Raw genomic sequence first — 23671 nt, 5'->3', positions numbered from 1 at the left:
GCATTATTATCAAAAATTGAAAGCGATCAATACCGTTTTTTGAAAATTTTATCAGTAAATTTTGTATCTATTAAAAAACTACTTGCAGCATTTTTTTCATTGAAAAACATGAAAACAACTAAACTAATAAAGATTGCGCTTGGTTTCGTATTCCTGAAATGCGTTGGCTTGAACGCCCAAATTTCAGACAGTGAATACAATTTTGTGAACATTGATCAGCGGAGCTCGCAGCGGGCTGTCTCTACAATTGTTCAGGATAGTCTGGGTCTAATTTGGATGGGGACCAACGGTGTTGGTATTCAAAAATACAATGGATTCGATTTTGTTTCCTATAAACAAGATTTTGCGGATTCCACCTCATTGAACAGTTCCTTGATCTATAAAGCATTTGTTGATGTCAGCAATCGATTGTGGATCGGCACCGAGGCGGGGCTTAACGTTTACGACCGCGATAATGACACGTTCAAGCAGGTTACACTGTACCAGGATTCTGTAGCCTTGGAAAACGTTCCCATCCGCGCCATTCAAGAATGTAAGACCGGTAAGCTCATTGTTGGATCACATTATAATGGTCTCTTTGCCGTAGATCCAGAAACCTTGGAGGGCCACAATGTTTCCATGGGCGAAACAGACATATCCTTGTTGGAGATAAACAGTATTATCCAGAACCGGGAAAAAGAATTGCTCATAGGGACCAACAAAGGCCTTTTTTCATACGAAGCCGGTAAAGAGGTAGTTCAGGTTTCTTCGGGTCATGATGGCCTTAAAGATGCTGATGATGTTCCATACGATATAGAATCGATGATCAAAGACGATGATGGGTCTATATGGATAGGAACTTTTCAGAATGGCTTGGTAAAAGTTGAAATAACCCCCTTTAACACTTTCAAAACACATAACTATAGGATAAGTAGTGAGCGAATCCTGTCCATTGCACAAGCACCGGATGGAAACATATTGTGCGGCACCGAAAACGACGGTCTTTTTGCATTGAAGAAAAATGGGAATCTGGTAAAGCATTACAAATACAACAAGTTTGATGTCAATAGCATAAAAGCCAACTCCATTTGGGCAATATTTGTGGATAGGCAAGACCGTATTTGGATTGGATATTATAATAACGGGGTAGGGGTCTATGACAAACTTCATAACAAGTTCAAGGACATACGAAGTCTTGCCAACGTCAATAATTCTTTGCAATCACCATCAGTGAGTGCTATTGTTGGCGATCAAAATGGAAAGATGTGGATTGGTTTGGATGGGGGCGGTGTGGATGTCTATAATCCAAAGTCAGGAAACATTGTACACCTTACCAACCCAAGAAATTCCATAGGGGCCTACTTAAGTGCAGAGGACGTAACGGCTCTTTTTATAGATAGCGGCAACAATGTATGGGTGGGTACGTGGAATTCGGGAATATACCATTTGCCCAACGGTTCCAAGACTTTTATCAACTACACCGCGTCAAACACAGATGGAGGTTTGAAATCTGACCGGGTCATGAGCTTCGCTGAAGATTCAGCAGGAATTATATGGATCGGGTCTTACGTTGAAGGGCTACATTCCTATCATCCAAAGCAAAAGAAGTTTATCTATCATAATAAACAGATATTCAATGACCCAAGCCCTGGTGAAGGTGCTATGCGCATTGTACTTGTTGACAAGAACAAGACCATTTGGATGGGCACAACTGCGGGACTCTACAAGCTTGTGGACAATGGGGCACCAATTCAAGAACAAAAGGCAATTCCACTGCGGGGTCCCATGTACGAAAGTTTGGGCAACCCCCTTGTGGTGGATGCGGTGGTATCTTTGCACGAGGATAGTCGAGGGAACATCTGGATCGGTACGGATGGTGGAGGTCTTTGCAAGTATGATCCCAAAAGCGATGGTTTTACATGGTACGGACAAAATGAAGGCCTGAAGCAAGAAACCATTGCCTCAATTCTTGAAGACAACAATGGAGACCTTTGGATAGGCGGAAACAATGGATTGTCACACTTGGATGTGGAAAACCAAACGTTTAAGAATTTTGACATCAATGATGGACTACTGGCAAACGACTTTAACTTTAATTCGGCCTTCAAGGATGCCAATGGAACACTCTATTTCGGAAACTACGGGGGTATTAATTATATCGACCCAAACCATGTAAAGACCAATACCTACAAACCGGAGGTGTATTTCACGGATCTAAGGCTTTTTAATAAGAGGGTTGGGCCAAATGATAACGAATCACCTATAAAAAAGGTCATTGGCGAGACCGATAAACTTACCTTGGAGCACAAACAGTCGGTGTTTACCATTGAGTACGCCGCCATAAATTTTACCCGGCCCAAAAAGAACCAATACGCTTATATGCTGGAAGGTTTTGATGATGCTTGGAACTTTGTTGGGCAAACTAGGAGCGCAACCTATACCAACCTTTCTCCGGGCGACTATACCTTTAAAGTAAAGGCTGCCAACAATGATGGTGTGTGGAACGAAACTCCAAAGACCTTGCAGATTACCATTCTAAGACCTTGGTGGGCAACCAATTTGGCTTTGGGATCTTATATCTTGGCCATACTCCTTATCTCATATTTTTTGGCCAGGTTCATCTCACAGCGAATCCGTGAAAAAAGGATTGTCCACGCAGAACGGGAAAGAAGGATCCAAGAAGAGGCCCTAAATGATAAAAAGATACAGTTCTTCACCAATATCTCACATGAATTTAGAACACCACTGACGCTTATTTTGAACCCCTTGGAAGACATCCTTGAAGGCTCAAGGCATAAGTTGTCAAAAATGACCCTTGAAAAACTCAGAATCATCCATAAGAATACATCAAGATTAAAACGACTTATTGATGAATTGATGGATTTTAGAAAACTGGAGATCAATAAGTTTTCCGTGAAGGCTTCAGAATTGGAAGCAGTATCTTTTGTGACCGAGGTCGCTGGTCATTTTGAAGAAGAAGCCGCACTTAGGAACATTATCCTCATGGTGGAATCTGATGATGACCCCATTGCGCTATGGAGCGACCCCTCACTTTTGGAAAAGGTTATCTTCAACATTCTTTCCAACGCATTTAAAATAACCCCGGATAATGGATTTATAACCGTTGGTGTCTTTAAATGTGGGCAAAACATTGTTTTCCCGTTAATAGACGGGCCTGAGCAAGTGCAGGCTTTGGAGATTTATATAGAGGACACAGGGCACGGCATCAAAAAAGATGAACTTGAAAAAATATTTGAACGATTTTATCAAGTGAAGGAAATGAACAGCCAATATTATGGCGGTACGGGCATTGGTCTGGAAATGGTAAAAAGCTTTGTGGACCTATTGAAAGGAAAGGTCATTGTGGAAAGTGAAGAAGGGGTAGGCACCAAGTTTAGGATTTTTCTCCCCTTGGGCAATACACATTTTAACCACAATGAACTGCTGGCCTCTCCAGAGACCACAAAAAACGAAGCTGTTCTTCCAAAACCGGAGAACAATGCAGTGGAATATACAACCGGTTCCAACAAAACACTGCTCATTGCCGAAGACAATGCTGAATTGCGGACCTATCTCAAGAATGAGCTCGAAAGCGAATACACCATTTTGGAAGCGGTCAATGGGGTGCAGGGGCTGGAAATTGCCTTAAAGAGACTTCCCGACTTGATTATTACCGATGTGGTGATGTCTGAAATGGACGGATTTGAATTTTGTAGGCGCATTAGACAAGATCTAAAAACCAGCCATATCCCGGTACTGATGTTGACTGCCAAGTCAATGACAGACGATTGGGTCAAGGGGATTGACTCTGGGGCGGATGTTTACCTAAGTAAACCTTTTGAGATGAAGGTTCTCCGGGCCCAGCTTCGGCAAATTATCCAAAGTAGACAGGTTTTGTTCAATAAATATTTAAGTGACTCGGATAATTTTAAAATCCCGGACAACACCTCTTCACTGGACAAGAACTTTATGACCCAAGTGTTGAATTACATCACAAAGAACATCGCCGATGAGAACCTAAATGTGGAATCCCTGGCAGAGGAGTTGCATCTGAGCCGCAGCCAACTGTATCGTAAAATCAAGGCCATGACAGGGTTAACCGTTACAGAGTTTTTGCGTAAAATACGCTTGGAACACGCAAAACGATTCATTGAAAATGGCACAGAATCAATAAGTGAGGTGTGCTACAAAGTGGGCTTTTCATCCCCTTCGTATTTCACCAAATGTTTTAAGGCACAGTTTGGCGTATTGCCCACAGAATTGAAATAAGGGAGGTGTTGTACACTTACACACTTTGGCATATGGATTTATTGCAGATACTTTTTCTAACGGGTTTGCCCCAAGATCAGATCATGCTACAAATGTTTCATAGACTGCCGCATTTGTAATAGTGGTTTTACCCAATTAACATCATCTTTATGGATTGAGAACTTGTAAGATTGCCAAGGCCTTTTATTCATGGATATGGATTGGGCCTCGGTGATTTTTTTAATATAATTCCATGAATACAAATAGAAAGAAAGGCATGTTTTTATGTTTTATGGGCATTTTGATAATGCTACATGCCTGCGGTGAAAAAAACACCTCAAAGGATACCCAAGAAGTATTGACGCTTCAAAAAGCCTTTTCCAATGATTTTCTAATTGGAGTGGCCATAAACCGACAACTTATTGAAGAGCGGGATTCTTTGGGAGTGCAGCTGCTCATCAAAGAATTTAACGCCATTAGTCCTGAAAATGAAATGAAATGGATGAACATTCATCCCCAACCCGATTCTTTTTATTTTGATATATCCGATAAGTATGTGGCTTTGGGCGAAAACAACGATATGTTCACATTGGGACATACCTTGGTTTGGCATAGCCAATTGGCGGATTATATGGCCCAAACTACGGATAGCACCCTTATGGCAGATTACCTCAAGGACCATATCAATACCATTGTCAACAGATATAAAGGTAAAATTGATGCTTGGGATGTGGTCAATGAAGCCTTGAATGAGGACGGAACCCTCAGGGAATCTGTTTTTTTAAAGGTGTTGGGGGAGGATTATATCGAGACCGCTTTTCAACTTGCGGCTTCCGCCGACCCTGATGTAAAATTGCTTTACAATGACTATAATCTCTGCAACCCGGAGAAAAGGGAAGGTGTGGTTCGTTTGGTAAAACGGTTGCAAGAAAAAGGCATAAAAATAGATGGTGTGGGAATGCAAGGGCATTGGGGGTTGACACAACCTTCTTTGGCCGAAATTGAAAAAAGCATCAAAGCCTATAGTGATTTAGGGGTGAAAGTATCCATTACCGAGCTCGATATCACCGTACTTCCCAACCCTTGGGACCTTGAGGGCGCAGAAGTCAGTCAAAACTTTGAAAACAGTGAAAAGATGAATCCTTATCCCGATGAGTTGCCGGACTCTGTGAAAATACAATTGGCACAACGGTATAAGGACATTTTTAAAATCTTCCTGAAACATAAGGACAACATGGATAGAGTTACCTTTTGGGGTATCAATGATGGAAATACCTGGCTTAATAATTGGCCTATAAGGGGACGTTCCAATTATCCCTTGCTCTTTGATAGGGAGTATCTGCCCAAAAAAGCTTACGACAGTGTACTTGCACTGAAAGCAAACTGATCAACATAATCAATCAACTACACATACTTCAATGACTACAAATTCCCAAAAATTATCCGTAAAGGAAAAAATCGGATATAGTCTGGGAGACCTTTCTGCCAATCTGGTCTTTCAAACCCTAATGACCTATCTTGCCTATTTCTACACGGACATCTATGGCCTTGAGACCAATCACGCTTCGGCCATTATGTTGACCGTGGGCCTTATAGCCGCATTCGGTTTTAATCCCATTATTGGTGCATTGGCCGATAGGACAAAATCCAGATGGGGAAAGTTTAGACCTTGGATTTTATATACCGCCATTCCCCTTGGCTTGGTTGCATTGTTGGCCTTTAGTACTCCCGATTTTGACTATAAGGGAAAGGTCATTTATGCAGCAGTAACCTATACCTTGTTGCTTTTGTTGTATGCGGCCAATAATCTACCCTATTCCGCATTGAGCGGGGTGATCACCGGCGATATGGCAGATAGAAACAGCCTATCCTCTTATCGTTTCGTAGCGGTCATGTTCGCCCAATTCTTTGTACAGGTGTTCATGCTGCCCATAATTGAATCTGCAGGGGACGGTGACAAGGCGGTAGGAATAGAAATAGTGATGACCTGGCTGGCAGTTATTGGAACAGTTATGTTGGTGATTACCTTTTTTACCACCAAAGAACGGATCGTACCCAAACCAGAACAAAAATCCAACCTCAAAGAAGACCTGACCGATTTGTTCAAAAATAGGCCATGGGTCATTATGCTGTTGGTAACCACCTTGGTTTTTATCACTTTGGCCTTGAAAGGGGGGTCATATGTCTATTATTTTGAAAATTATGTCAACAAAGAAAGACTCTCGGAGTTCATCAGTCCCATTTTAAATTCCCTATCAGGTATCGGAGTCAATTTTTTTGGTGAGAATCCGGTTTCTGCCGGTTTTGGCCTGTTCAATGCCGGGGGCATTATTTTTATGATCGTGGGGATTACCTTTTCAAAAAGATTTGCCGACAAATATGGGAAAAAGGATGTGTTCAGAATCGCACTGTTTCTATCCACCGTGTTCATAATAGTCTTTTATTTCTTTCCCAAAACGGCTGTGGAAATGATTTTTATTTCACAAATATTGCATGGCTTTTTCTATGGCCTTACCATTCCCTTGTTGTGGGCCATGATTGCCGATGTTGCCGATTTTTCAGAATGGAAGAACAACCGACGGGCAACCGCCATTATTTTTTCGGCCATGATGGTCGGGCTTAAAGGCGGATTGAGCATAGGAAGCGCATTGGTCACATGGATTTTGGGACTGTACGATTATATAGCCAAGGAAGCTGCGGTGGCTGGACAAGCCATCGTACAGCCTGAAAGTGCCATTCAAGGAACAAGAATGTTGGTAAGCATCTATCCTGCAATTCCATTTTTGATTGGGATTGGCTTGTTGTTCTTTTACGAAATAAACAAGAAAATGGAAGTACAGATAGAGACTGAATTGAATCAAAGAAGAAACGAATAGAATAAAAATTGCTTATATATGCCTGAAGAATCCACAGCACATATTGATTTTGATACATTGAACGAAAACGCCATCTCTTCGCCTTTGGTAAAACATATCTATACGGCAGACCCCTCTGCCCATGTTTTTGATGGAAAAATATACATTTATCCCTCGCATGACATCGATGCTGGCGAAGCATTTGATGATTTGGGAAGTCATTTTGCCATGGAAGACTACCACGTGATTTCGATGGATTCCATAGACTCAGAAGCCAAGGATAATGGCGTTGCACTGCATGTAAATGATGTGCCTTGGGCAGAAAAACAAATGTGGGCCCCAGATGCAGCCCATAAAAATGGCAAATATTACCTCTATTTTCCAGCAAAGGACTTTGATGGAATATTCAGGATAGGGGTGGCCGTAAGTGATTCTCCAATAGGACCGTTTGTAGCGCAACCAGAGGCCATAAAAAATAGCTTTTCAATTGACCCGGCTGTCTTTGAAGACGAAGATGGTAGTTATTACATGTATTTTGGTGGATTATGGGGTGGACAGCTTCAGCGTTGGAGAACAGGAAAATTCAAAGCTGAACAGCCCGAAAGTCCCACCGCATTTTTGCCGAAGGATGATGAACCCGCCCTGTTGCCCCTAGTGGCTAAACTCACTGATGACCTTCTGGAATTTGCGGAAGAACCAAAGCAGGTCCAAATCTTGGACGAGAAGGGTGAGTTGCTTTTGGCAGGCGATAATGACCGTCGTTTTTTTGAAGCGGCATGGATGCACAAACACCAAGGAAAATACTATTTTTCCTATTCAACGGGGGATACGCACTTTATTTGTTATGCCATAGGCAGCAGTCCATACGGACCGTTTACCTATGCAGGCCGCATCTTAAACCCTGTGGTAGGTTGGACCACTCACCATTCCATTTGCCAAGTGGAAGGGAAATGGTATTTGTTTTACCATGACTCCAGTCTATCCAAGGGCGTGACCCACCTAAGATCAATAAAGGTGGCTGAAATTACGCACAATGCCGATGGATTTATTGAAACACTGAACCCCTACAACTAATTTTTGAAGGTATAGTTTTTCTCTGGGCATTGCTGTTCTATCTGGGCAGCATGCCTAATTTATGCGTTCATATTGCATGGCGTCGTCATTCTTGGCAACAAGAAGGTACTTTTTGCTGTTCACCTCAATTATGGCCATATTTTTGACATCCCCGGGAACAAAAAATCCACTTTCCGAGGCTTTGACTGCTTCAAAACCTCCTTTTCCATCACCTTTTAGCAAAAGGCCATAGCTGGCATCATTGCGAGGGGTTTCCACTTCTGAAACATACAGGTTTCCAGCAATCAGAAAATCCAAAGCCCCGTCTTTGTCATAATCATCAACCAAGATTTGGTTGATACTGGAAAGTTGCGCCTCTCTTGGCAGTTGATGTATAATGAACTTACCATCCTTATTTTCCAGATAGACACTTGCAAATGACTTTACCTGATAATGCAATGAAGATTCCAAGGGCTTTTCGCCATAAACATCTACCAAAGTGGCCTGCGAGAAACTTTCGTAATCTTCAAATTTCTTTTTGATCCCAGGAATTTGCTGCGAAGAACATTCCCTTCCCCTGAGCGGATATTGTTTTCCCTCATTGTAATAACTGAGCACAATATCCACACTCTCATCCTTATCAAAATCGTTCACGAAAATATCAAAGGTCTCATCTTCGGTGGCTTTGTATTTATAGTTTAGGCCATTATTGCCCACCACATAGTCCATATCGCCATCATTATCAAAATCACCCTGTTCAATGCTCCACCACCAACCAGTGGTATCAATGTTCAGTCCCATTTCTTCGGAAGCTTCCACAAAACCTGATCCTGTATTCTTAAAAGCCCGGATTGGCATCCATTCCCCAACCACGATGATATCCAACCAATCGTCGTTGTTAAAATCGGTCAATACCGCGCTCGTGGCCATGCCCAATGCCTCAAAACCTTCAGGTTGCATGTTTTGGACAGGCTCAAAAGCAATTTGGTCAGGGGTGCTGTTGTTCATCAAAATATAGCTCTGGGCGGGGGAGGGGTAATTTCCTGGCACCTGTCGCCCCAATACCAACAAATCCTCTTTTCCGTCTTTGTTAAAATCACCATGGTAGGCATTTGACCCACTTGCATGTAATGGGGGCATTGCCGCTGTTTCAGCCTTGGTGAAGTTTCCTGTCCCATCATTTATATAGAGTCGGTCTGCAAGCTGATCGGAATCTGGAGCAAACTCGTAACCACCGCTCACCACATATAGATCATTATCGCCGTCACCGTCCGCATCAAACAGCAGGGCACCATTGTCCTCGCTGTCTTTATCCTGTTCCAAGAACTGGGAATCGCCCATTTCAAATCCTGTTGAGGTCTGAATAAAAAGAGCACCGGAAAACCCTTTTGAAGCACCCACAAAATAATCGCTCAAGCCATCCCCATTTATATCGCCTACGGCGAGGGCAGGGCCAAAAGAAGACATTTTATGCGGAAGGAGCACCTGTTTTGCAAAATCATCATATTCATTTTCCTGATGTGCATATTCAGGGAAAAGTTGGGTAGTATCTTTTTGAAAAAGCCTTGATGCGGTTCCGGTATTTTTTTCTGAAGTGGTCGCATCGGAATAATTCAGCACTAATTTTTGATTGGAACCGATCCCGTTCAAGTGTTGCACCTTACCATCGGGCCAAACTACCATGAGTTCGTCAATTTCTTTAAAATCCCCAAGTCCAAAATGGAGTTCGGGCGCCACCGAGGATTGGAACCCCCTTGTTGTGGTCAATTCCTGCATTTGAGTGCGGCCTTCCGTGGTGACATACACCCGTGTGCCAAGCCCAAAACTATTTCCTTTTTGGCCTGCGAAAGCCACTTTTACATAACCATTCCGCGCTGCGCTTTTGTTTTCAAAGATTGAGGCAAAGTCATCAAGATTATTGGTGATGATCTCCAGATCGCCGTCGTTGTCCAAGTCGGCATAGGCGCAACCATTGGAAAACCCTTTGTATTCAATTCCCCATTTTTCGTTGGATCTTTCAAATTTTAGATCTCCCTTATTTTGGAAGATGAAGTTGTCTATTTTTTCAGAGGGAATTTGCAGGCTTAATTGAAGGAGGCTGTCTCCTTTATTGTCCATTTCCTCTATTTTGTTGAAGTAGTCGTTGTTGTTGATTTCCCTTCGGGTGCCATTGGATACAAAGAGGTCTTTTAGGCCATCGTTGTCAAAATCGGCAAAAAGGGGACCCCAGCTCCAATCTGTGGACGAAGTTCCGGTAATCCTGGAAATGTTGGAAAAATGGGGCACTCCATCTTCGTAGAACCCGGAATTCAATTGAAGGCAGTTGTGCATGTACTGGTAATGAAACCCGGCATTGACCACATCCCAGAACAATTTTGGGTTCATACTGGCCATATTTGCTTTCTTACGCCGATTGGTCTGGGCATCCATATCCACTTGAAAAATATCCAGATTGCCATCATCATTAAAATCGGCGATATCCACGCCCATACCATAAAAGGCCGTGTGGGAGGTGGCTTCCTTGACCACTTCCCTAAATGTACCGTCTTGATTGTTCAAATACATGAGGTCTGGTGAATTGAAATCACTTGAAACATATAGATCGGGCCATGAATCATTGTTGAGGTCGCCAACAGTGGCACTCAAAGACAGCCCAAAGGCCCTTAATCCCGATTCATTGGTGACATCGGTAAAACGGTCGCCATCGTTTCTATAGAGATGATCGGATTCTATATCCGTTACATTGTTCATTCTGTAGGTGTACACAAAGGTGGGTGAACTAAATGGAGTGGGAGGGTAGTTGGCCACATACAGGTCTAGATCTCCATCCTTGTCGTAGTCGAAGAAAGTTGATTGAACGCTGTTTCCGGGATCATTTAAACCGAATTCGGCCGCTTTTTCAGAGAATGTCCCATCACCGTTGTTGAGGAACAGTTGGTTGTTTTTGGGAGCAAATTTGCCACCTACGGAGCAGTAGATGTCCAAGTACCCGTCTCCGTTGATATCTCCCATGGCCACACCCGTGTACCATCTATCATCACCGGCTACGCCGGCACTTTGGGTTATGTCCTCAAATTGCAGGTTGCCTTTATTGAGGTATAATTTGTTGGAGACTTGATTGCCTGTAAAATAGATGTCTATTAATCCGTCATTGTTAATGTCGCCAGTGGCTACACCACCTCCCATATAGAGGTAGGAGTAGGTGAAATAGTTCAACGAGTCATTTTCGGTCAGGTGATTGGCAAAATCCACCCCAGTCTCTGTAGCATTACGGGCAGAAAAAATCTTTGCATCTGGGGTTATCACGGGTGCATTTTTTTCACCGCAATTGTAAAACAGTACTGCACTTATCAAACCAAAAACTACTGAACAAGAACTCTTAAAAACCTTTGTGAGACGCATTTCCAACAATATTCAAATTATACAGATAAAAAACAGCGTGTATTTCTACACGCTGTTTCCACTAAAAATTAATTCAAAAAAAACTAACTCAAAATTAAAATCTTAGTACCCTGGGTTTTGATCAGCGTCTGTTAATGCCGAATTAGCATTGATTTCCCCTTGAGGTATAGGCAGCAGCTCATGCTTGCCAGCTTGGAAGTTGCTCCCTGCCAATTCGGTATCGGCAATGCCCCAACGTAAAATATCGTTGAATCTCACTTGCTCGCCTGCCAGTTCAACTTTTCTTTCATGAACAATGGCATCAAAAACCTGGGCAGAGGACAATGTTGTTGGTAAAGGATCGAGACCTGTACTTGGCCTGGTCCTGACCTCATTAATATAGCCAACAGCCCTTGCAGGGTCATTTTCATATACACATTCGGCCATCATTAGCAGTACATCGGCATAACGCAAATACTTAAAATTGATGCCAGATTGTTGATCTTCTGAAGCTTCAGCATGATAGTTTTGGTATTTCTTCCAACCCGCTCTACGGATGGTACCACTAGCATCGGCTAAATCGCTTTCTTGAATGATGCCACAGCAATACGCATCACCTGCTTGGTAAAAATTATCTTGAATTCGACCATCACCGGGCTCAAATTCATCCAAAAGATCATCGGAAATGTGGACGTTGAACCAATTTAGAAGACCATATTCTTGGCCTCTAAAACCGGCTTCTGCCACACCTGTGGAAGGAATTCCCCAAGGTTGTCCTCCAATTTCATCATCATACACTACTTCGAATATTGACTCTTTTCCAAATTCGTTTTCCTCTGTAAAGTTGTCAAAATAGTTTTCCTCCAACTCGAAAGCACCGTATATTTTCTCAAACTCGGTCAATGCAGCGGATTTATTGTCCCTGAACAAGTAAACTTTACCCAACAAGGCTATGGCAGCTTCCCGTGTGGCTCTACCCGTATCTTCAACGTTTTTGGAGCGCAAGGAAGTTGTTGCATCGGTTAAATCTTGTATGATAATACTGTAGATGTCATCCACAGATGCCCTGGGCTGTCCTTCGGAGCTATTACCATCGTTTATGGGTACACCACCAAAACGTGTTACCAAAAAGAAATAATACAAAGCCCTCATGAACTTGGCCTCTCCAATAAATTTGGCCTTCATTGGTCCAGTAAGTTCTGAATTGGGAAGTGCATTGATTTTTTCTTCGTTATTGATAATCAAGTTACAATTGGTTATGCCGCGATAACATGCATCCCAATATAGCGGAATGGATACGTGGTTTGAATTGAAGGAGAACTGAATATATTCTACCTTATCCGCTTCCAACTGTTGGTTACGACCATTCTCTTGGGACATATTGTCCATCATAAAAAACATATGACGAGAATAAAGTCCTCTTTCCTGTAAAGACCCATACGTTGAGTTTACAGCAGACTCAACTTGGGCCGCAGTTGCAAAAAAGGTTTCCGGAGAAAGCTCATTTGGATTGGTTTTGAACAAAGCATCCTCATCACAAGAAACAACTAGTGCTATGATGAAAACTAAGCTTATTAAAATTTTATTTTTCATGAGAATTTTTTTAAAAAGTTACTTGTAATCCTAGCAATACTGATTTTGGTTGTGGATATTTTCCTCTGTCAACGCCGAACTCTGAGTTATTAGTTGTTGCATTACCTACTTCAGGGTCGAGACCTGAGTAATCAGTAAAGGTCAATAGGTTTTGACCACTTATATATATCCGTAATCGAGAGAAATACTCTGAAAGTATCGAATTATCCCCGAGAGTATATCCTAAGGTCACATTTTTTAATCTTGTAAAATCACCACTTTCAATATATCGATCAGATGAAGCGGTATTGATACCGTTGTTTCCGTCAAATGCACGTGGAATGGAATTGGATGGGTTTGTTGGAGTCCATCTGTCCAAAACAGCCACACCAGCATTGAACGTTCTAGGCATACCCTCTAGATCATAGATATTGGTGTTGTATATTTCATGTCCGGCAGCACCATTTATAAATAGGTTAAAGTCCCAATTTTTATAGTTGGCATCAAAATTAAACCCGTAGGTGAATTCTGGGTTGGGCTGACCTAGCTGTACAAGGTCATCATTATTGATTTCGCCATCGCCATTTTGATCCACAAAACGAATATCACCTGGTTGAATAGCCGTTTGTTCCGTACCTAAAACAGCTTCCACCTCAGCTTGGTTTTGGTAAATACCATCGGTTTGGTATCCATAGAAGGCATAAATTGGAGCGCCTACTTCAAGACCATTGACTATGGATCCTTCAAATGTGGATTGTTGGTCAATACCTTCAGTTCCTTTATTCAGCATTTCGGTTTTGGCGGTAGAGAAATTAAGGTTGGCAGACCATGTAAAATCTCCCTCATAATCGTTATACCCCAAACTAACCTCAAAACCTTTAACCTCGGCATCACCGATATTGGTTGGCACGGTAGAGGCCAAACTACCCAAAGACCCGGGTAATGGCAGATTGATCAACAAGTCATTACTCTTATTATTGTAGTACTCAATGGCACCTGTGAACTTGTTATCGAACAATCCTACGTCCAGACCTACGTTCAGCATTTCCCTTTCTTCCCAAGCCACATCGGGGTTTGGAATACCCGCTGGAGAAGTTCCCCCAACTTGAGCGCCATTTATAACATAAATCCAGTTAGGATTCAATGTGGTGGCGAATCTATAATTAGGAATGCCATCAAAACCGGTTGTACCCCAACTTCCCCTTAATTTAAGGATATTTAAGTTCGAATCTTCCATGAAGTTTTCGGCTGCGATGTTCCAACCCGCTGAAACAGATGGAAAAGTACCCCATTTGGTATTGGGTCCAAATCTGGAGGAACCATCACGACGAATAGATCCAGAAAGAAGGTACTTGTTGTCATAATTGTAGTTTAGACGTGCCAAATAGCCAATTTTGTCCACCTCGTCGGTAGTTGATGTTGCCACAACTTGGTCTGGACCATGCTGGGTGATATCATTGGTAACCGCATTTTGGGAAGAAGTGTTTGTTTGATTAAAAACGGCCTCATTCTTTTCAATCAAGGCCAATACATCCAAATTATGCACCCCATTGATACTTACTTTATAGTTAAGGCTATTGGTATACAGAAATCTTCTAAAGTTTGAAGCGTTTTTCGTGATTGCAGCAAAAGCCTGAGCGTGTGTTGATTGCCCATTGCTATCATCATCAAAGGAAGGAGTAAAACTATCAAAGTTATTGTAGCTGTATTCCAAACCAAACTGAGACCTAAATTTCAAGCCTTTCAATAGTTCATATTCCGCAAATAAACTTCCAAAAATCTCGGTGCCCTTGGTCTTACGGCTTCCATTTTGCTGTATTCTCACAGGGTTTTCGGCATCTTGGCCATCCAACGCTGATGTGGGGCCTTGAAAACCTCCAAGGTTGTCCGGATTGTAAATGGGCAGGTATGGTGCACTTTTAATAGCGTGCTCAATGAGCGACCTATTCGTGTTATTTCCATTGACCTCTGGGGTAATATCCCTAAAAGTTACAGCCAAGGTTTGACCAACCTTTAATTTATCGTTAACATTAAAGTTACTGTTTAAACGAGCATTGTATCGGTTGTAACCAGTTTCAATAATGGTACCTTCTTGTTTTAGCATACCCACAGAGGCTCTGAAATTACTATTCTCATTACCCCCTGCCATGCCTACATCATAATTTTGCATTAGACCGGTCTGAAAAATGGCATCTTGCCAATCGGTATTGTTGCCAGAAGAACTCAATGGAGTTGTAGGAACCGTACCAAAAGCTTCCTCAATGAAAGTCAAGTATTGCTCCGTGTTTAATAGGTCAAAACGTTCTGTAACGAATTGAACGCCCGTATAGGTGTTGAAAGTGACCTCAGTTTTACCGGCCTTTCCTTGCTTCGTAGTAACAACGATAACACCATTGGCAGCCTGTGAACCGTAAGCCGCCGCCGTTGCAGCATCTTTAAGCACGTTGATACTTTCAATATCGTTAGGGTTAATAGATCCAAGTCCACTAGAGATGACACCATCTATTACTACTAGGGGATCACCACCATTCGGTGAACCCACACCCCTGATACGAACAACAGGTGCTACACCAGGTGCACCACTATTGGTTACGGTTACACCAGCGGCCCTACCTTGTAATGCTTGGTCTGCTGTTGCCACGGGCAAGGCACTAATCTCTTCAGCACCAACGGTTGAAATGGCACCCGTTACCTCAGATCTTGATTGTGAACCATAGGCCACCACAACAACTTCGTCCAAAGCCTGTAAATCTTCAGCCAGGCTTACGTTGATGGAAGTTCTTCCATTTACAGAAATCTGTTGACGCAGATAACCAATGTAACTAACTACCAAGGTAGCATCGGATGATACATCGGAAATTGTGTAATTCCCATCAAAATCTGTTTGGGTCCCATTTGTAGTTCCGGATACCACTACTGTAGCACCAGGAAGAGGAGACCCCGTTTCATCGGTAACAGTTCCCGACACGGTCAATGATTGCGAATACGCCAAAGGCCCAATCATTATCAATAGGGTTATGACCGCATGTTTTAGTTTAATCATAATCTTCAAGTTTAAGTTAGTCAATGGATTATATACATTGTGCAACAAAGATATTGTTGGTGTTCTGTGGACACTAAAAGAAATGAAGCATATCATGTAAAATATGATGCATAACCCCCCTTGGAATTGGAATATCGCACATTTGCCCCTAGCATATTGCTATTTTGATGAAATTTTAAGCCTAAATATGGAAATGTCTAACTTTATGCTTTCGTGTTGTGTTTGTAACATTAGCTCCTGTTCCAGTTAATATTTGGGTTGTTGATAAGTGGAAAAATAGGGTAAGAACCTGACTGGGATTTATGGATATGACACAACCAATGGATGGTGATCGTTTTAGGCCCTTGATATGCCCATAATTATATGAGGCAAAATTGAATGGTTCAAGTTTATGCATAATGGCAAAAGCGTCAAGTTTTACTTTTTTAGCGTCAAACCTGAAGGCATAGTACTGTTATATTGGTATATATCCAAAATGGATACCGTTGCAGCCCGCTGTAACGGAATATGAAACTTGAATCAAAAAAAAGGAATATGAGCAGGACAGAAGACAAAAGAAAATTTAAAAGAAAAGTAAAACAGAACAATCCCACAAACCCAACAGCGAATACCAATATCGATACAAACACATATGATATTGATGAAAAAACCATCAAAAAGCAGCAAAACAAGCAATGATTGTTTGCTTTTAAGCCCAAAGAAAAAGCCCCTGAACATGGGGCTTTTTTTATGAAAAAAACGAAAGGATGCCAAAGAAACTGTGGGTCCCCACAAAATCGTTCGTTAAGCATCATGGTTTTTTAATTCTTGAAAACGATACAGATCGTAGAGTTTTTCATGGAAAGGGTAGTCCCAACATCCCATTCTATGGAACAAATTGCCGCCAAACCCTTTTTTGTATACATGTACCCCGTGCAAAGGATGTGTCTGTTGCAAATTGGGAGCTGAACCAAACATGTCATATTCCGTACATCCCCATTCTTTTGCCATTTTGATGGATTCCCACTGAAGGGCATAACTTGCCATTAAATTATTTTTGGAGCTTGCCGACGCCCCGTACAAATAGGTGCCCCGTTTTTTTGAAAGCACCAAAAACATGGAGGACAAAAATTCCCCATCAATATCGGCCATCAACATTTTTACTTTTACACCCTTTTCGCCATTATCCTGATTTTTTAGAATGGTTGAAAAGAATTCCTGGTTTTGTAAGGGCATATTGTGTCGAAGAGCCGTATCAAGATATAATCTGTACCAATCCTCCATCTGCTCAATACCATACTCTTGGACCCTAACCCCGTTCTTTATGGATTTTTTGATATTATATCGGGTGTTATATCGCATATTTTTAAGCAATTCCTGCTCCTCTATGGTGAGATCGAGAAAAAAAGTATTCTTGGGCAGGACATCGCTGACACTTTTTTTTAAGTTCCATTTTGCTGTTTTGAAGTTCACCCTGTATTCTTGGATGTGACTGGAAGGAGATCCGGTCCAATTTCCGGAACCATCAAAATACTCCTCTTCAACGGCCCATTGATTTTCCCATATTAAATCATACCGGATAAAAATACAGTTGGGTGGCAAATAGGGTTTTATTGATTCTGACAATTGCTCCAAGAACAGCCCTTGGTTTTCAAATGAAGGCTCCAATTTTGGGCCATAGGGAACATAGGCATAACAACTGTCGTTATCTATATATTTGGTCAGCACCAATAAATCGTCCCCAACCTTGGAGAGCGAATCCTCCCTGTTGACCAACATATCTTTTGACACGGTCAGTTCAAAGCCATTTGGGAGAAAACCTTGATTTCTTTTTATGCGCCCCCAAAAGGGTGTTTGGGGCAAAATATTTGTAGTGTTGAGTTCTTCCAGCCCTTTCTTCTCTAGCCTACAGGTCATGTTTTTTGGGGCGCAAAGCTAACGATCAATTGATCAAAATGAAAATTGCTGTCCAACTTCCAATAAAAAGGTAGGGCAAATACCCAATGGATATGGCAGTAACAGGGTGGTACGGTACACTATTTAATCAGAAATAATCTCTTTGTTGTATTTATTTCGATATTCAATTGGTGTGAGCCCGGTAATCTTTTTGAAGACATTCCTAAAGGCTTTGGAATCGGTATAGCCAACATTGAACATCACTTCTGAAATGTTCATGCGCGTAGATTCAAAACTACGTTTTGCCGCTTCCACCTTTACTCTTTGGAGGTACTCGATCACTGTATTGTCTGTGGCTTGTTTAAACCTCCGCTCAAAGCTTCTACGGCTCACCGCTGCCCTTTGGGCAAGATCATCCACTGTTATTTTTTCTTGATAATTTTTTTCGATATGCTCCTGTGCCTGTTTTATGGCCTCATCATTGTGGTTTTTTTGTCCACGGAACATCATAAAGGCAGCTTGGCTGTTCCGGTCAATATCAATGGCAAAATATTTGGAGGCCAAGATGGCAATGTCACGGTCCGTATATTTTTCCAATATATAAAGTAGCAGGTTCCAAAGCGAATTGGCGCCACCACTGGAGTAGATCCCATTTTCCTCTGTAATGACCCCACCATCCACAACTTCAACCTTTGGGAAATGTTCCTTGAATTCGCTATAGAAGGCCCAGTGGGTAGAACATTTTTTACCATCCAACAATCCAGTTGAGGCCAATAAAAAAGCCCCCACGCATAAGGAGGCGATTTCAGCACCATTGGAGTGCTGCTCAATGATCCACGGCAGTGTTGCCTTATTCAGGGCAACAGCAGCGTCCATGTTACCAAACAAAGGGGGAATAATGACCAAGTCGGCTTGTTGGGCATCTTTCATAAGGACATCTGCGGTAATGGTATACGCTCCATCTTGAATGCGTACTTCCTTGGTTTGCCCTACCATCTGCACTTTAAAAAGCGGGTCTTGACCACCAGCCTGTAAAAATTGATTGGCTGTGGTAAAAAGGTAGCGTGGTCCTGTAACGCCAGAGGCAACAGCAGTTTCGGGGACTAGTATGGATATTGTTTTCACATATCAAATGTAACAAAATTGCATGGCGGAATCAACCCCTGTAATAGCCGTTTTTACACCCTTTTTTTCTGTATAATGATTGCCAAATTTGTATGGATCTTGATAACGAATAGTATGAATCAAATCATTACATATCTTACATTTAATGGGAATTGCAGGGAAGCCATGGAGTTTTATAAGGAATGTTTGGGCGGTGAATTGAACATTCAAACACTTGAAGACACCCCAAATGAGACGCAATTTCCACCCAATATTAGAAAATATGTAGTGCAGGCAGCACTCAAAGCGGACAATATGCTTTTGATGGGCACCGACATGATCAACGAGAAATTGATCAAGGGAAATTCCATTTCCATCCTTGTTGATAGTACGGATGAGGGGCGGATCCAGAAATACTACAACAATTTAAAGGAAGGTGGAACCAGCATTTATCCTTTGGATAAAACCTTCTTGGGACATCTTTTTGGGGGATTGATTGATAAATATGGACATCAGTGGTTGTTCCATTGCAAACGATAACAATTTAAGGGTATGGAAAAAGTAAAATTTGAAACGGTGGATGCATATTTTCAAAGTGTCCCGCAACATGCGTTGGAACGCATGAACGCCATACGTGAAGCATTGAAGGAAGTGGCTCCTTTGGCCCAAGAGGTCATCAGTTATAATATGCCGGCGCTAAAATATCATGGAATCTTGGTGTATTACGCGGCCTACGAAAAGCATATTGGGTTCTATGCCATTCCCTCAACGCATAAAAGGTTCGGTCAAGAGCTTTCCAAATACAAGACCGGGAAAGGTTCGGTGCAATTTCCACATGACCAACCTCTTCCGTTGGATTTGATCAAACGGATGGCGGCCCATCGATACAAGGAAAAACAAGACGAAATAGTCTCTTGAAGATTACCCAACAAACACAGATCATTAAAATAAACAAACATGAAAACAATCAAAGAACAACAGAAAATCACTCCATTTCTATGGTTTGATGACCAAGCGGAAGAGGCGATAAATTTTTATGTATCCCTATTTCCCAATTCCAAGATCAACTCAATGAAGAGATGGCCCGAGGGAGGTCCATTTCCATCGCACACGATCCAAACCGGAAGTTTTGACCTTAATGGGGTGACTTTCCATGCTTTTGATGCAGGGCCTCAATTTCAGCTTAACCCATCCATTTCATTTTTTGCACTTTTTAAAACAAAAGAAGAAGTGGACAACGTTTGGGAAAGATTAAGTGATGGCGGACGGATCTTGATGCCGTTGGACTCGTATCCTTGGAGCGAGCATTACGGTTGGGTCACCGACCGATTTGGAGTTTCTTGGCAATTAATGCAAGGAAATCCCAACGATGTAGATCAATCCATTGCCCCCTTGCTCATGTTTTCGGGCAACCAGCAGGGCAATGCCGAAAAAGCAATACACCAATACATTTCAGTTTTTTCAGATTCCAGTTTGGAAGGGGTATCCCGATATGAAGCCAATGAGCCCGGACCGGAAGGAATGGTAAAGCATGCCCAATTTACGTTGGCAGGCCAAACTTTTATGGCCATGGACAATGGAACGGATACGGATATACCCTTCAATGAGGCCATTTCCTTATTTGTCAATTGTAAAGATCAAAAAGAAGTGGACTATTTTTGGAACGAACTCATCAAAGATGGGGGAAGCGAGTCGCAATGCGGTTGGCTAAAAGACAAATATGGGGTGTCCTGGCAAATTGTCCCAGAATTCCTTTTGAAAAAAGTGGCCCATGGTGAACCGGCCAGGATCCAAAATATGATGTCTGCCCTGTACACAATGCAAAAACTGGACGTTCAGCAACTTGAAGCAGCGTACAACAAATAAATAACCATTAAAAATCATCACAATGAAGAAAAAGATTCAATTCGTACTTGCCCTACTGTTTGGGCTTATGTTCATCAACGCAGGTTTGAACAAGTTTTTCAACTATATGCCCACGCCGGAGGAAATGCCTGCGGAGTTAATGAGCGATTTTGAGGCCATGATGGAAATAGCATGGTTACTACCCTTGGTGGCCAGTGCCGAATTGGTAGGGGGGATTCTCATCATTCTTCCCAAGACCAGGGCCTTGGGGGCACTTATTATTTTGCCCGTTATGGTAGGGATTTTACTTGTGAACATCGTAGTGAACACCAGTGGATTGATCATCGCTTTGGTCCTTGCCGCCATTTTGGGTTGGATCATGTATGAAAATCGAGATCGGTACAACCCCATTTTTGGATAATCAAAAAAGCAAGATTTACATGGAACAGGATAAAATTAAAATCAGTACTACGATAAACGCAAAAATTGAAAAAGTTTGGGAATGCTGGGTTCAACCGGAACATATCACCCAATGGAACTTTGCCTCGGAAGATTGGTGTTGCCCGAAAGTTAAAAACGATCTAAGGGTGGGAGGAAAGTATGTTGCCCGAATGGAGGCCAAAGATGGCAGTTTGGGATTTGATTTTGAAGCCATCTACGATGAGGTCGTCCCCATGAAGAAAATTTCATATACCATGACCGACGGACGACAGGCAACCACCCTTTTTGAGGAAACGGACGATAATACCCTTGTGACCACAACGTTTGATCCAGAGGATCAAAACCCGATGGACATGCAAAGAGACGGATGGCAGGCCATTTTGGACAATTTCAAAAAATATGTTGAGAATCCAAAGCAATAGGGTTCCATTTATGTTTTGACTTAAAAAGGTTAACCTGAAGAATGGTAGAAGTATTCCAGACCAATATTCAAAACCCAGATGTAGCAAATAGACTCTTGGAACTGCTACAAAACGTGTTCCCTGAATACCGCATGAACTTTGATTTGGAGGATTGTGACAATATTTTTCGAGTGGAATCCATACAAACCCATATTGATGCGGGGCCTATTATGGAGATGGTCAAAAGCCACGGACATTACATAGCAGTGTTGCCCGATGTTGCGCCCAATGGAGAATAGATTCGTGCCACTTCGTAAAAAAAATCGGTTCCGTTGATGCAACCTTCTTGTAAGTCTCCCATCAATCTATAAACCTTAAAATTTTGATTTTACTATGAAGCGAGTAATTTTTAGTATCGTTGGATTGTTTGTGATGAGTGGACTTGTTCTTTCGTGCAGTTCGGATGATGGCGCTGATTGTCCTGAAGATTTTTCCGGAGCATTGGAGGCCAACGAAGAAAAATTGGTTGGGCAATGGCAACTCACAGCTATCTTGGCAGATGAGGCCGTGGATATTACCGATGATGACACAGAAAATCCAAGTACCAATCTTTTTGCACAATACAATGAATGCCAAAAAGATGGTGTATACACCTTCAATGCAGATAGGTCATACATTTTTGAACAAGGACAAAACGGGACAAATTGCCAAAACAAGGGCACTTTTGAGGGTACTTGGCAACTTTCATCCAATATACTTGGTTTGATATTTTCATGCAACACCCAAAATTTGGTTGTGACTTTTAATGGAAGCGATACCGCTTTTTCATTTTCCGATGATTTTAATATCACAGATGTCAGCGGAAATACCATTGAAGCCAATATCACTTTTACCTATAGTCTAGTAGAGTAATATTTTAAAACATAACTGTTGATTTTTGATGCCCCACCTTAGGTGGGGTATTTTTTTTATATGGAATTCCATCTTTTATATTTCTTCAAAATAAACATGGACACCTTATCCGGAACTGCCTAACGTTTGTACTCAGATGCCCCATTATTCCTGAGAATGGCATGGGATAACCAAAAGAGTATTTATGCCATTGCTTCAGTAATTTGAGGCCAAAAACAAAAAGTTGATAATTATTGGCCAAAAAAAATGGGAATCTCGGTATCATTTTAACGATTTACCCCTTATATATAATGAAGGCGTACAGGGCTACATTATTGCTTGCCAAAATAGGAACGCTTCAGTAATACGAGTTTGAACCGATACCAAATAATATTAATCTAAAATGAAAGCAAAAATGTACCTATATGTTTTAATGCTGCTACTGGGCGTTGTGTTGGCAGTTCACCTAGCGATGAACTCACAAGTAGGATCAACCTTGAACAATCCACAGATGGGCAACGCCATCTTTTGGTGTATTGGCGCAGTTACCGCCGTAATTATTGGCCTTACCCAATGGGAGCCAGAAGTGTTTACCCGATTAAAGGATGTTCCCATCTGGTTGTTGACCGCTGGGGCCATTGGAGCGGCTTTGGTATTTGGAATTGCCTGGATCATTCCACAGATAGGTGCAGCTCCTGCATTTCTTTTAATGATAGCGGGACAGGTCATAGCCGGTATGGTGATGTCCCACTTCGGTTTTTTGGGAGCTCCCGTTGAACCCATATCCATTACAAAGATTTTGGGGGCACTGATGTTGATAGGAGGTGCTGGTTTGGTTACCTTCTCCAAATAGAAGAATTATAAAAAAAATGTTATGAGTAATACGAATGAATTTTCCAGACGGGATTTTATAAAAAAAAGCAGTGTGGCGGGTCTTGCCGCCGTTACATTGCCCAATATGGACTTTATCAATAGTTTGGAAA

General features: G+C 41.9%; 19 protein-coding genes. 14 read left to right on the top strand and 5 right to left on the bottom strand.

What is annotated here, in order from left to right; all coding sequences use genetic code 11:
* Nucleotides 1-108 precede the first annotated feature (108 nt).
* The 4 genes from A7D14_RS01150 (at nucleotide 109) to A7D14_RS01135 (ending at nucleotide 8156) form a co-directional block, all read left to right on the top strand.
* On the top strand, nucleotides 109-4248 hold the full coding sequence (locus A7D14_RS01150) for a two-component regulator propeller domain-containing protein (protein ID WP_067029079.1): 4140 nt from the start codon (nucleotides 109-111) through the stop codon (nucleotides 4246-4248).
* A 232-nt stretch (nucleotides 4249-4480) separates the two neighbouring features.
* Entirely contained in the window at nucleotides 4481-5614 is a 1134-nt protein-coding gene (locus A7D14_RS01145) for an endo-1,4-beta-xylanase (protein ID WP_255307363.1), read from the top strand.
* Between the two features lie 31 nt (nucleotides 5615-5645).
* Nucleotides 5646-7103, top strand: coding sequence for an MFS transporter (locus tag A7D14_RS01140; RefSeq protein WP_067029077.1), 1458 nt, complete (start codon nucleotides 5646-5648; stop codon nucleotides 7101-7103).
* Nucleotides 7104-7121: 18 nt separating this feature from the next.
* Nucleotides 7122-8156, top strand: coding sequence for a glycoside hydrolase family 43 protein (locus A7D14_RS01135; protein ID WP_067029075.1), 1035 nt, complete (start codon nucleotides 7122-7124; stop codon nucleotides 8154-8156).
* A 54-nt stretch (nucleotides 8157-8210) separates the two neighbouring features.
* On the opposite strand, the gene A7D14_RS01130 is transcribed toward A7D14_RS01135, so the two are convergent.
* The 3 genes from A7D14_RS01130 to A7D14_RS01120 form a co-directional block, all read right to left on the bottom strand.
* Nucleotides 8211-11441, bottom strand: coding sequence for an FG-GAP-like repeat-containing protein (locus tag A7D14_RS01130; RefSeq protein WP_255307362.1), 3231 nt, complete (start codon nucleotides 11439-11441; stop codon nucleotides 8211-8213).
* Between the two features lie 198 nt (nucleotides 11442-11639).
* Nucleotides 11640-13109: a RagB/SusD family nutrient uptake outer membrane protein gene (locus A7D14_RS01125; RefSeq protein ID WP_067029074.1), complete on the bottom strand. Its 1470-nt coding sequence runs from the start codon at nucleotides 13107-13109 to the stop codon at nucleotides 11640-11642.
* 10 nt (nucleotides 13110-13119) lie between these two features.
* Entirely contained in the window at nucleotides 13120-16131 is a 3012-nt protein-coding gene (locus A7D14_RS01120; RefSeq protein ID WP_067029073.1) for a SusC/RagA family TonB-linked outer membrane protein, read from the bottom strand.
* Between the two features lie 534 nt (nucleotides 16132-16665).
* Here A7D14_RS01120 and A7D14_RS19920 point away from each other — a divergent pair.
* The gene (locus tag A7D14_RS19920) at nucleotides 16666-16809 is read left to right on the top strand and encodes a hypothetical protein (RefSeq protein ID WP_176712343.1); all 144 of its coding nucleotides are present in this window, start codon (nucleotides 16666-16668) and stop codon (nucleotides 16807-16809) included.
* Nucleotides 16810-16914: 105 nt separating this feature from the next.
* Here A7D14_RS19920 and A7D14_RS01115 read toward each other — a convergent pair whose 3' ends face one another.
* Entirely contained in the window at nucleotides 16915-18027 is a 1113-nt protein-coding gene (locus A7D14_RS01115) for a lipid II:glycine glycyltransferase FemX (RefSeq protein WP_067029071.1), read from the bottom strand.
* 123 nt (nucleotides 18028-18150) lie between these two features.
* Complete coding sequence (locus tag A7D14_RS01110) at nucleotides 18151-19131, bottom strand: GlxA family transcriptional regulator (protein WP_067029069.1); 981 nt, start codon at nucleotides 19129-19131, stop codon at nucleotides 18151-18153.
* Between the two features lie 114 nt (nucleotides 19132-19245).
* On the opposite strand from A7D14_RS01110, the gene A7D14_RS01105 reads away from it, so the two are divergent.
* The 9 genes from A7D14_RS01105 to A7D14_RS20520 form a co-directional block, all read left to right on the top strand.
* Nucleotides 19246-19650 carry a VOC family protein gene (locus tag A7D14_RS01105; RefSeq protein WP_067029083.1) on the top strand — a complete coding sequence of 135 codons (405 nt, stop codon included), beginning with the start codon at nucleotides 19246-19248 and terminating at the stop codon, nucleotides 19648-19650.
* Between the two features lie 12 nt (nucleotides 19651-19662).
* The gene (locus tag A7D14_RS01100) at nucleotides 19663-20028 is read left to right on the top strand and encodes an iron chaperone (protein ID WP_067029067.1); all 366 of its coding nucleotides are present in this window, start codon (nucleotides 19663-19665) and stop codon (nucleotides 20026-20028) included.
* 39 nt (nucleotides 20029-20067) lie between these two features.
* Nucleotides 20068-20976: a VOC family protein gene (locus tag A7D14_RS01095; RefSeq protein ID WP_067029065.1), complete on the top strand. Its 909-nt coding sequence runs from the start codon at nucleotides 20068-20070 to the stop codon at nucleotides 20974-20976.
* Between the two features lie 22 nt (nucleotides 20977-20998).
* Nucleotides 20999-21376, top strand: a complete 378-nt coding sequence (locus A7D14_RS01090; RefSeq protein WP_067029063.1) for a DoxX family protein — start codon at nucleotides 20999-21001, stop codon at nucleotides 21374-21376.
* Between the two features lie 19 nt (nucleotides 21377-21395).
* Nucleotides 21396-21818: an SRPBCC family protein gene (locus A7D14_RS01085; protein ID WP_067029081.1), complete on the top strand. Its 423-nt coding sequence runs from the start codon at nucleotides 21396-21398 to the stop codon at nucleotides 21816-21818.
* A gap of 41 nt (nucleotides 21819-21859) precedes the next feature.
* On the top strand, nucleotides 21860-22096 hold the full coding sequence (locus A7D14_RS01080) for a hypothetical protein (RefSeq protein WP_067029061.1): 237 nt from the start codon (nucleotides 21860-21862) through the stop codon (nucleotides 22094-22096).
* Between the two features lie 94 nt (nucleotides 22097-22190).
* A complete protein-coding gene (locus A7D14_RS01075; protein ID WP_067029060.1) occupies nucleotides 22191-22709 on the top strand; it encodes a DUF5004 domain-containing protein in 519 nt (172 codons plus the stop codon).
* A gap of 382 nt (nucleotides 22710-23091) precedes the next feature.
* A complete protein-coding gene (locus A7D14_RS01070) occupies nucleotides 23092-23541 on the top strand; it encodes a DMT family transporter (protein WP_083157921.1) in 450 nt (149 codons plus the stop codon).
* 21 nt (nucleotides 23542-23562) lie between these two features.
* Nucleotides 23563-23671 (top strand): twin-arginine translocation signal domain-containing protein (locus A7D14_RS20520; RefSeq protein WP_141673187.1); only part of this gene is annotated, 109 nt, incomplete at its 3' end.

Source organism: Allomuricauda sp. CP2A (assembly GCF_001683915.1).
In the GTDB taxonomy this organism is placed as follows: Bacteria; Bacteroidota; Bacteroidia; order Flavobacteriales; family Flavobacteriaceae; genus Flagellimonas.
This window is presented reverse-complemented; position numbering and strand designations above follow the sequence as displayed.

Bases quoted from the DNA above. Each gene is read 5' to 3' on its own strand.
- A7D14_RS01105 (WP_067029083.1), top strand. From the start codon at position 19,246: ATGAATCAAATCATTACATATCTTACATTTAATGGGAATTGCAGGGAA.
- A7D14_RS01075 (WP_067029060.1), top strand. From the start codon at position 22,191: ATGAAGCGAGTAATTTTTAGTATCGTTGGATTGTTTGTGATGAGTGGA.
- A7D14_RS01095 (WP_067029065.1), top strand. From the start codon at position 20,068: ATGAAAACAATCAAAGAACAACAGAAAATCACTCCATTTCTATGGTTT.
- A7D14_RS01140 (WP_067029077.1), top strand. From the start codon at position 5,646: ATGACTACAAATTCCCAAAAATTATCCGTAAAGGAAAAAATCGGATAT.
- A7D14_RS19920 (WP_176712343.1), top strand. From the start codon at position 16,666: ATGAGCAGGACAGAAGACAAAAGAAAATTTAAAAGAAAAGTAAAACAG.
- A7D14_RS01090 (WP_067029063.1), top strand. From the start codon at position 20,999: ATGAAGAAAAAGATTCAATTCGTACTTGCCCTACTGTTTGGGCTTATG.
- A7D14_RS01100 (WP_067029067.1), top strand. From the start codon at position 19,663: ATGGAAAAAGTAAAATTTGAAACGGTGGATGCATATTTTCAAAGTGTC.
- A7D14_RS01150 (WP_067029079.1), top strand. From the start codon at position 109: ATGAAAACAACTAAACTAATAAAGATTGCGCTTGGTTTCGTATTCCTG.
- A7D14_RS01145 (WP_255307363.1), top strand. From the start codon at position 4,481: ATGAATACAAATAGAAAGAAAGGCATGTTTTTATGTTTTATGGGCATT.
- A7D14_RS01135 (WP_067029075.1), top strand. From the start codon at position 7,122: ATGCCTGAAGAATCCACAGCACATATTGATTTTGATACATTGAACGAA.
- A7D14_RS01080 (WP_067029061.1), top strand. From the start codon at position 21,860: ATGGTAGAAGTATTCCAGACCAATATTCAAAACCCAGATGTAGCAAAT.
- A7D14_RS01125 (WP_067029074.1), bottom strand. From the start codon at position 13,109: ATGAAAAATAAAATTTTAATAAGCTTAGTTTTCATCATAGCACTAGTT.
- A7D14_RS01120 (WP_067029073.1), bottom strand. From the start codon at position 16,131: ATGATTAAACTAAAACATGCGGTCATAACCCTATTGATAATGATTGGG.
- A7D14_RS01085 (WP_067029081.1), top strand. From the start codon at position 21,396: ATGGAACAGGATAAAATTAAAATCAGTACTACGATAAACGCAAAAATT.
- A7D14_RS01115 (WP_067029071.1), bottom strand. From the start codon at position 18,027: ATGACCTGTAGGCTAGAGAAGAAAGGGCTGGAAGAACTCAACACTACA.
- A7D14_RS01070 (WP_083157921.1), top strand. From the start codon at position 23,092: ATGAAAGCAAAAATGTACCTATATGTTTTAATGCTGCTACTGGGCGTT.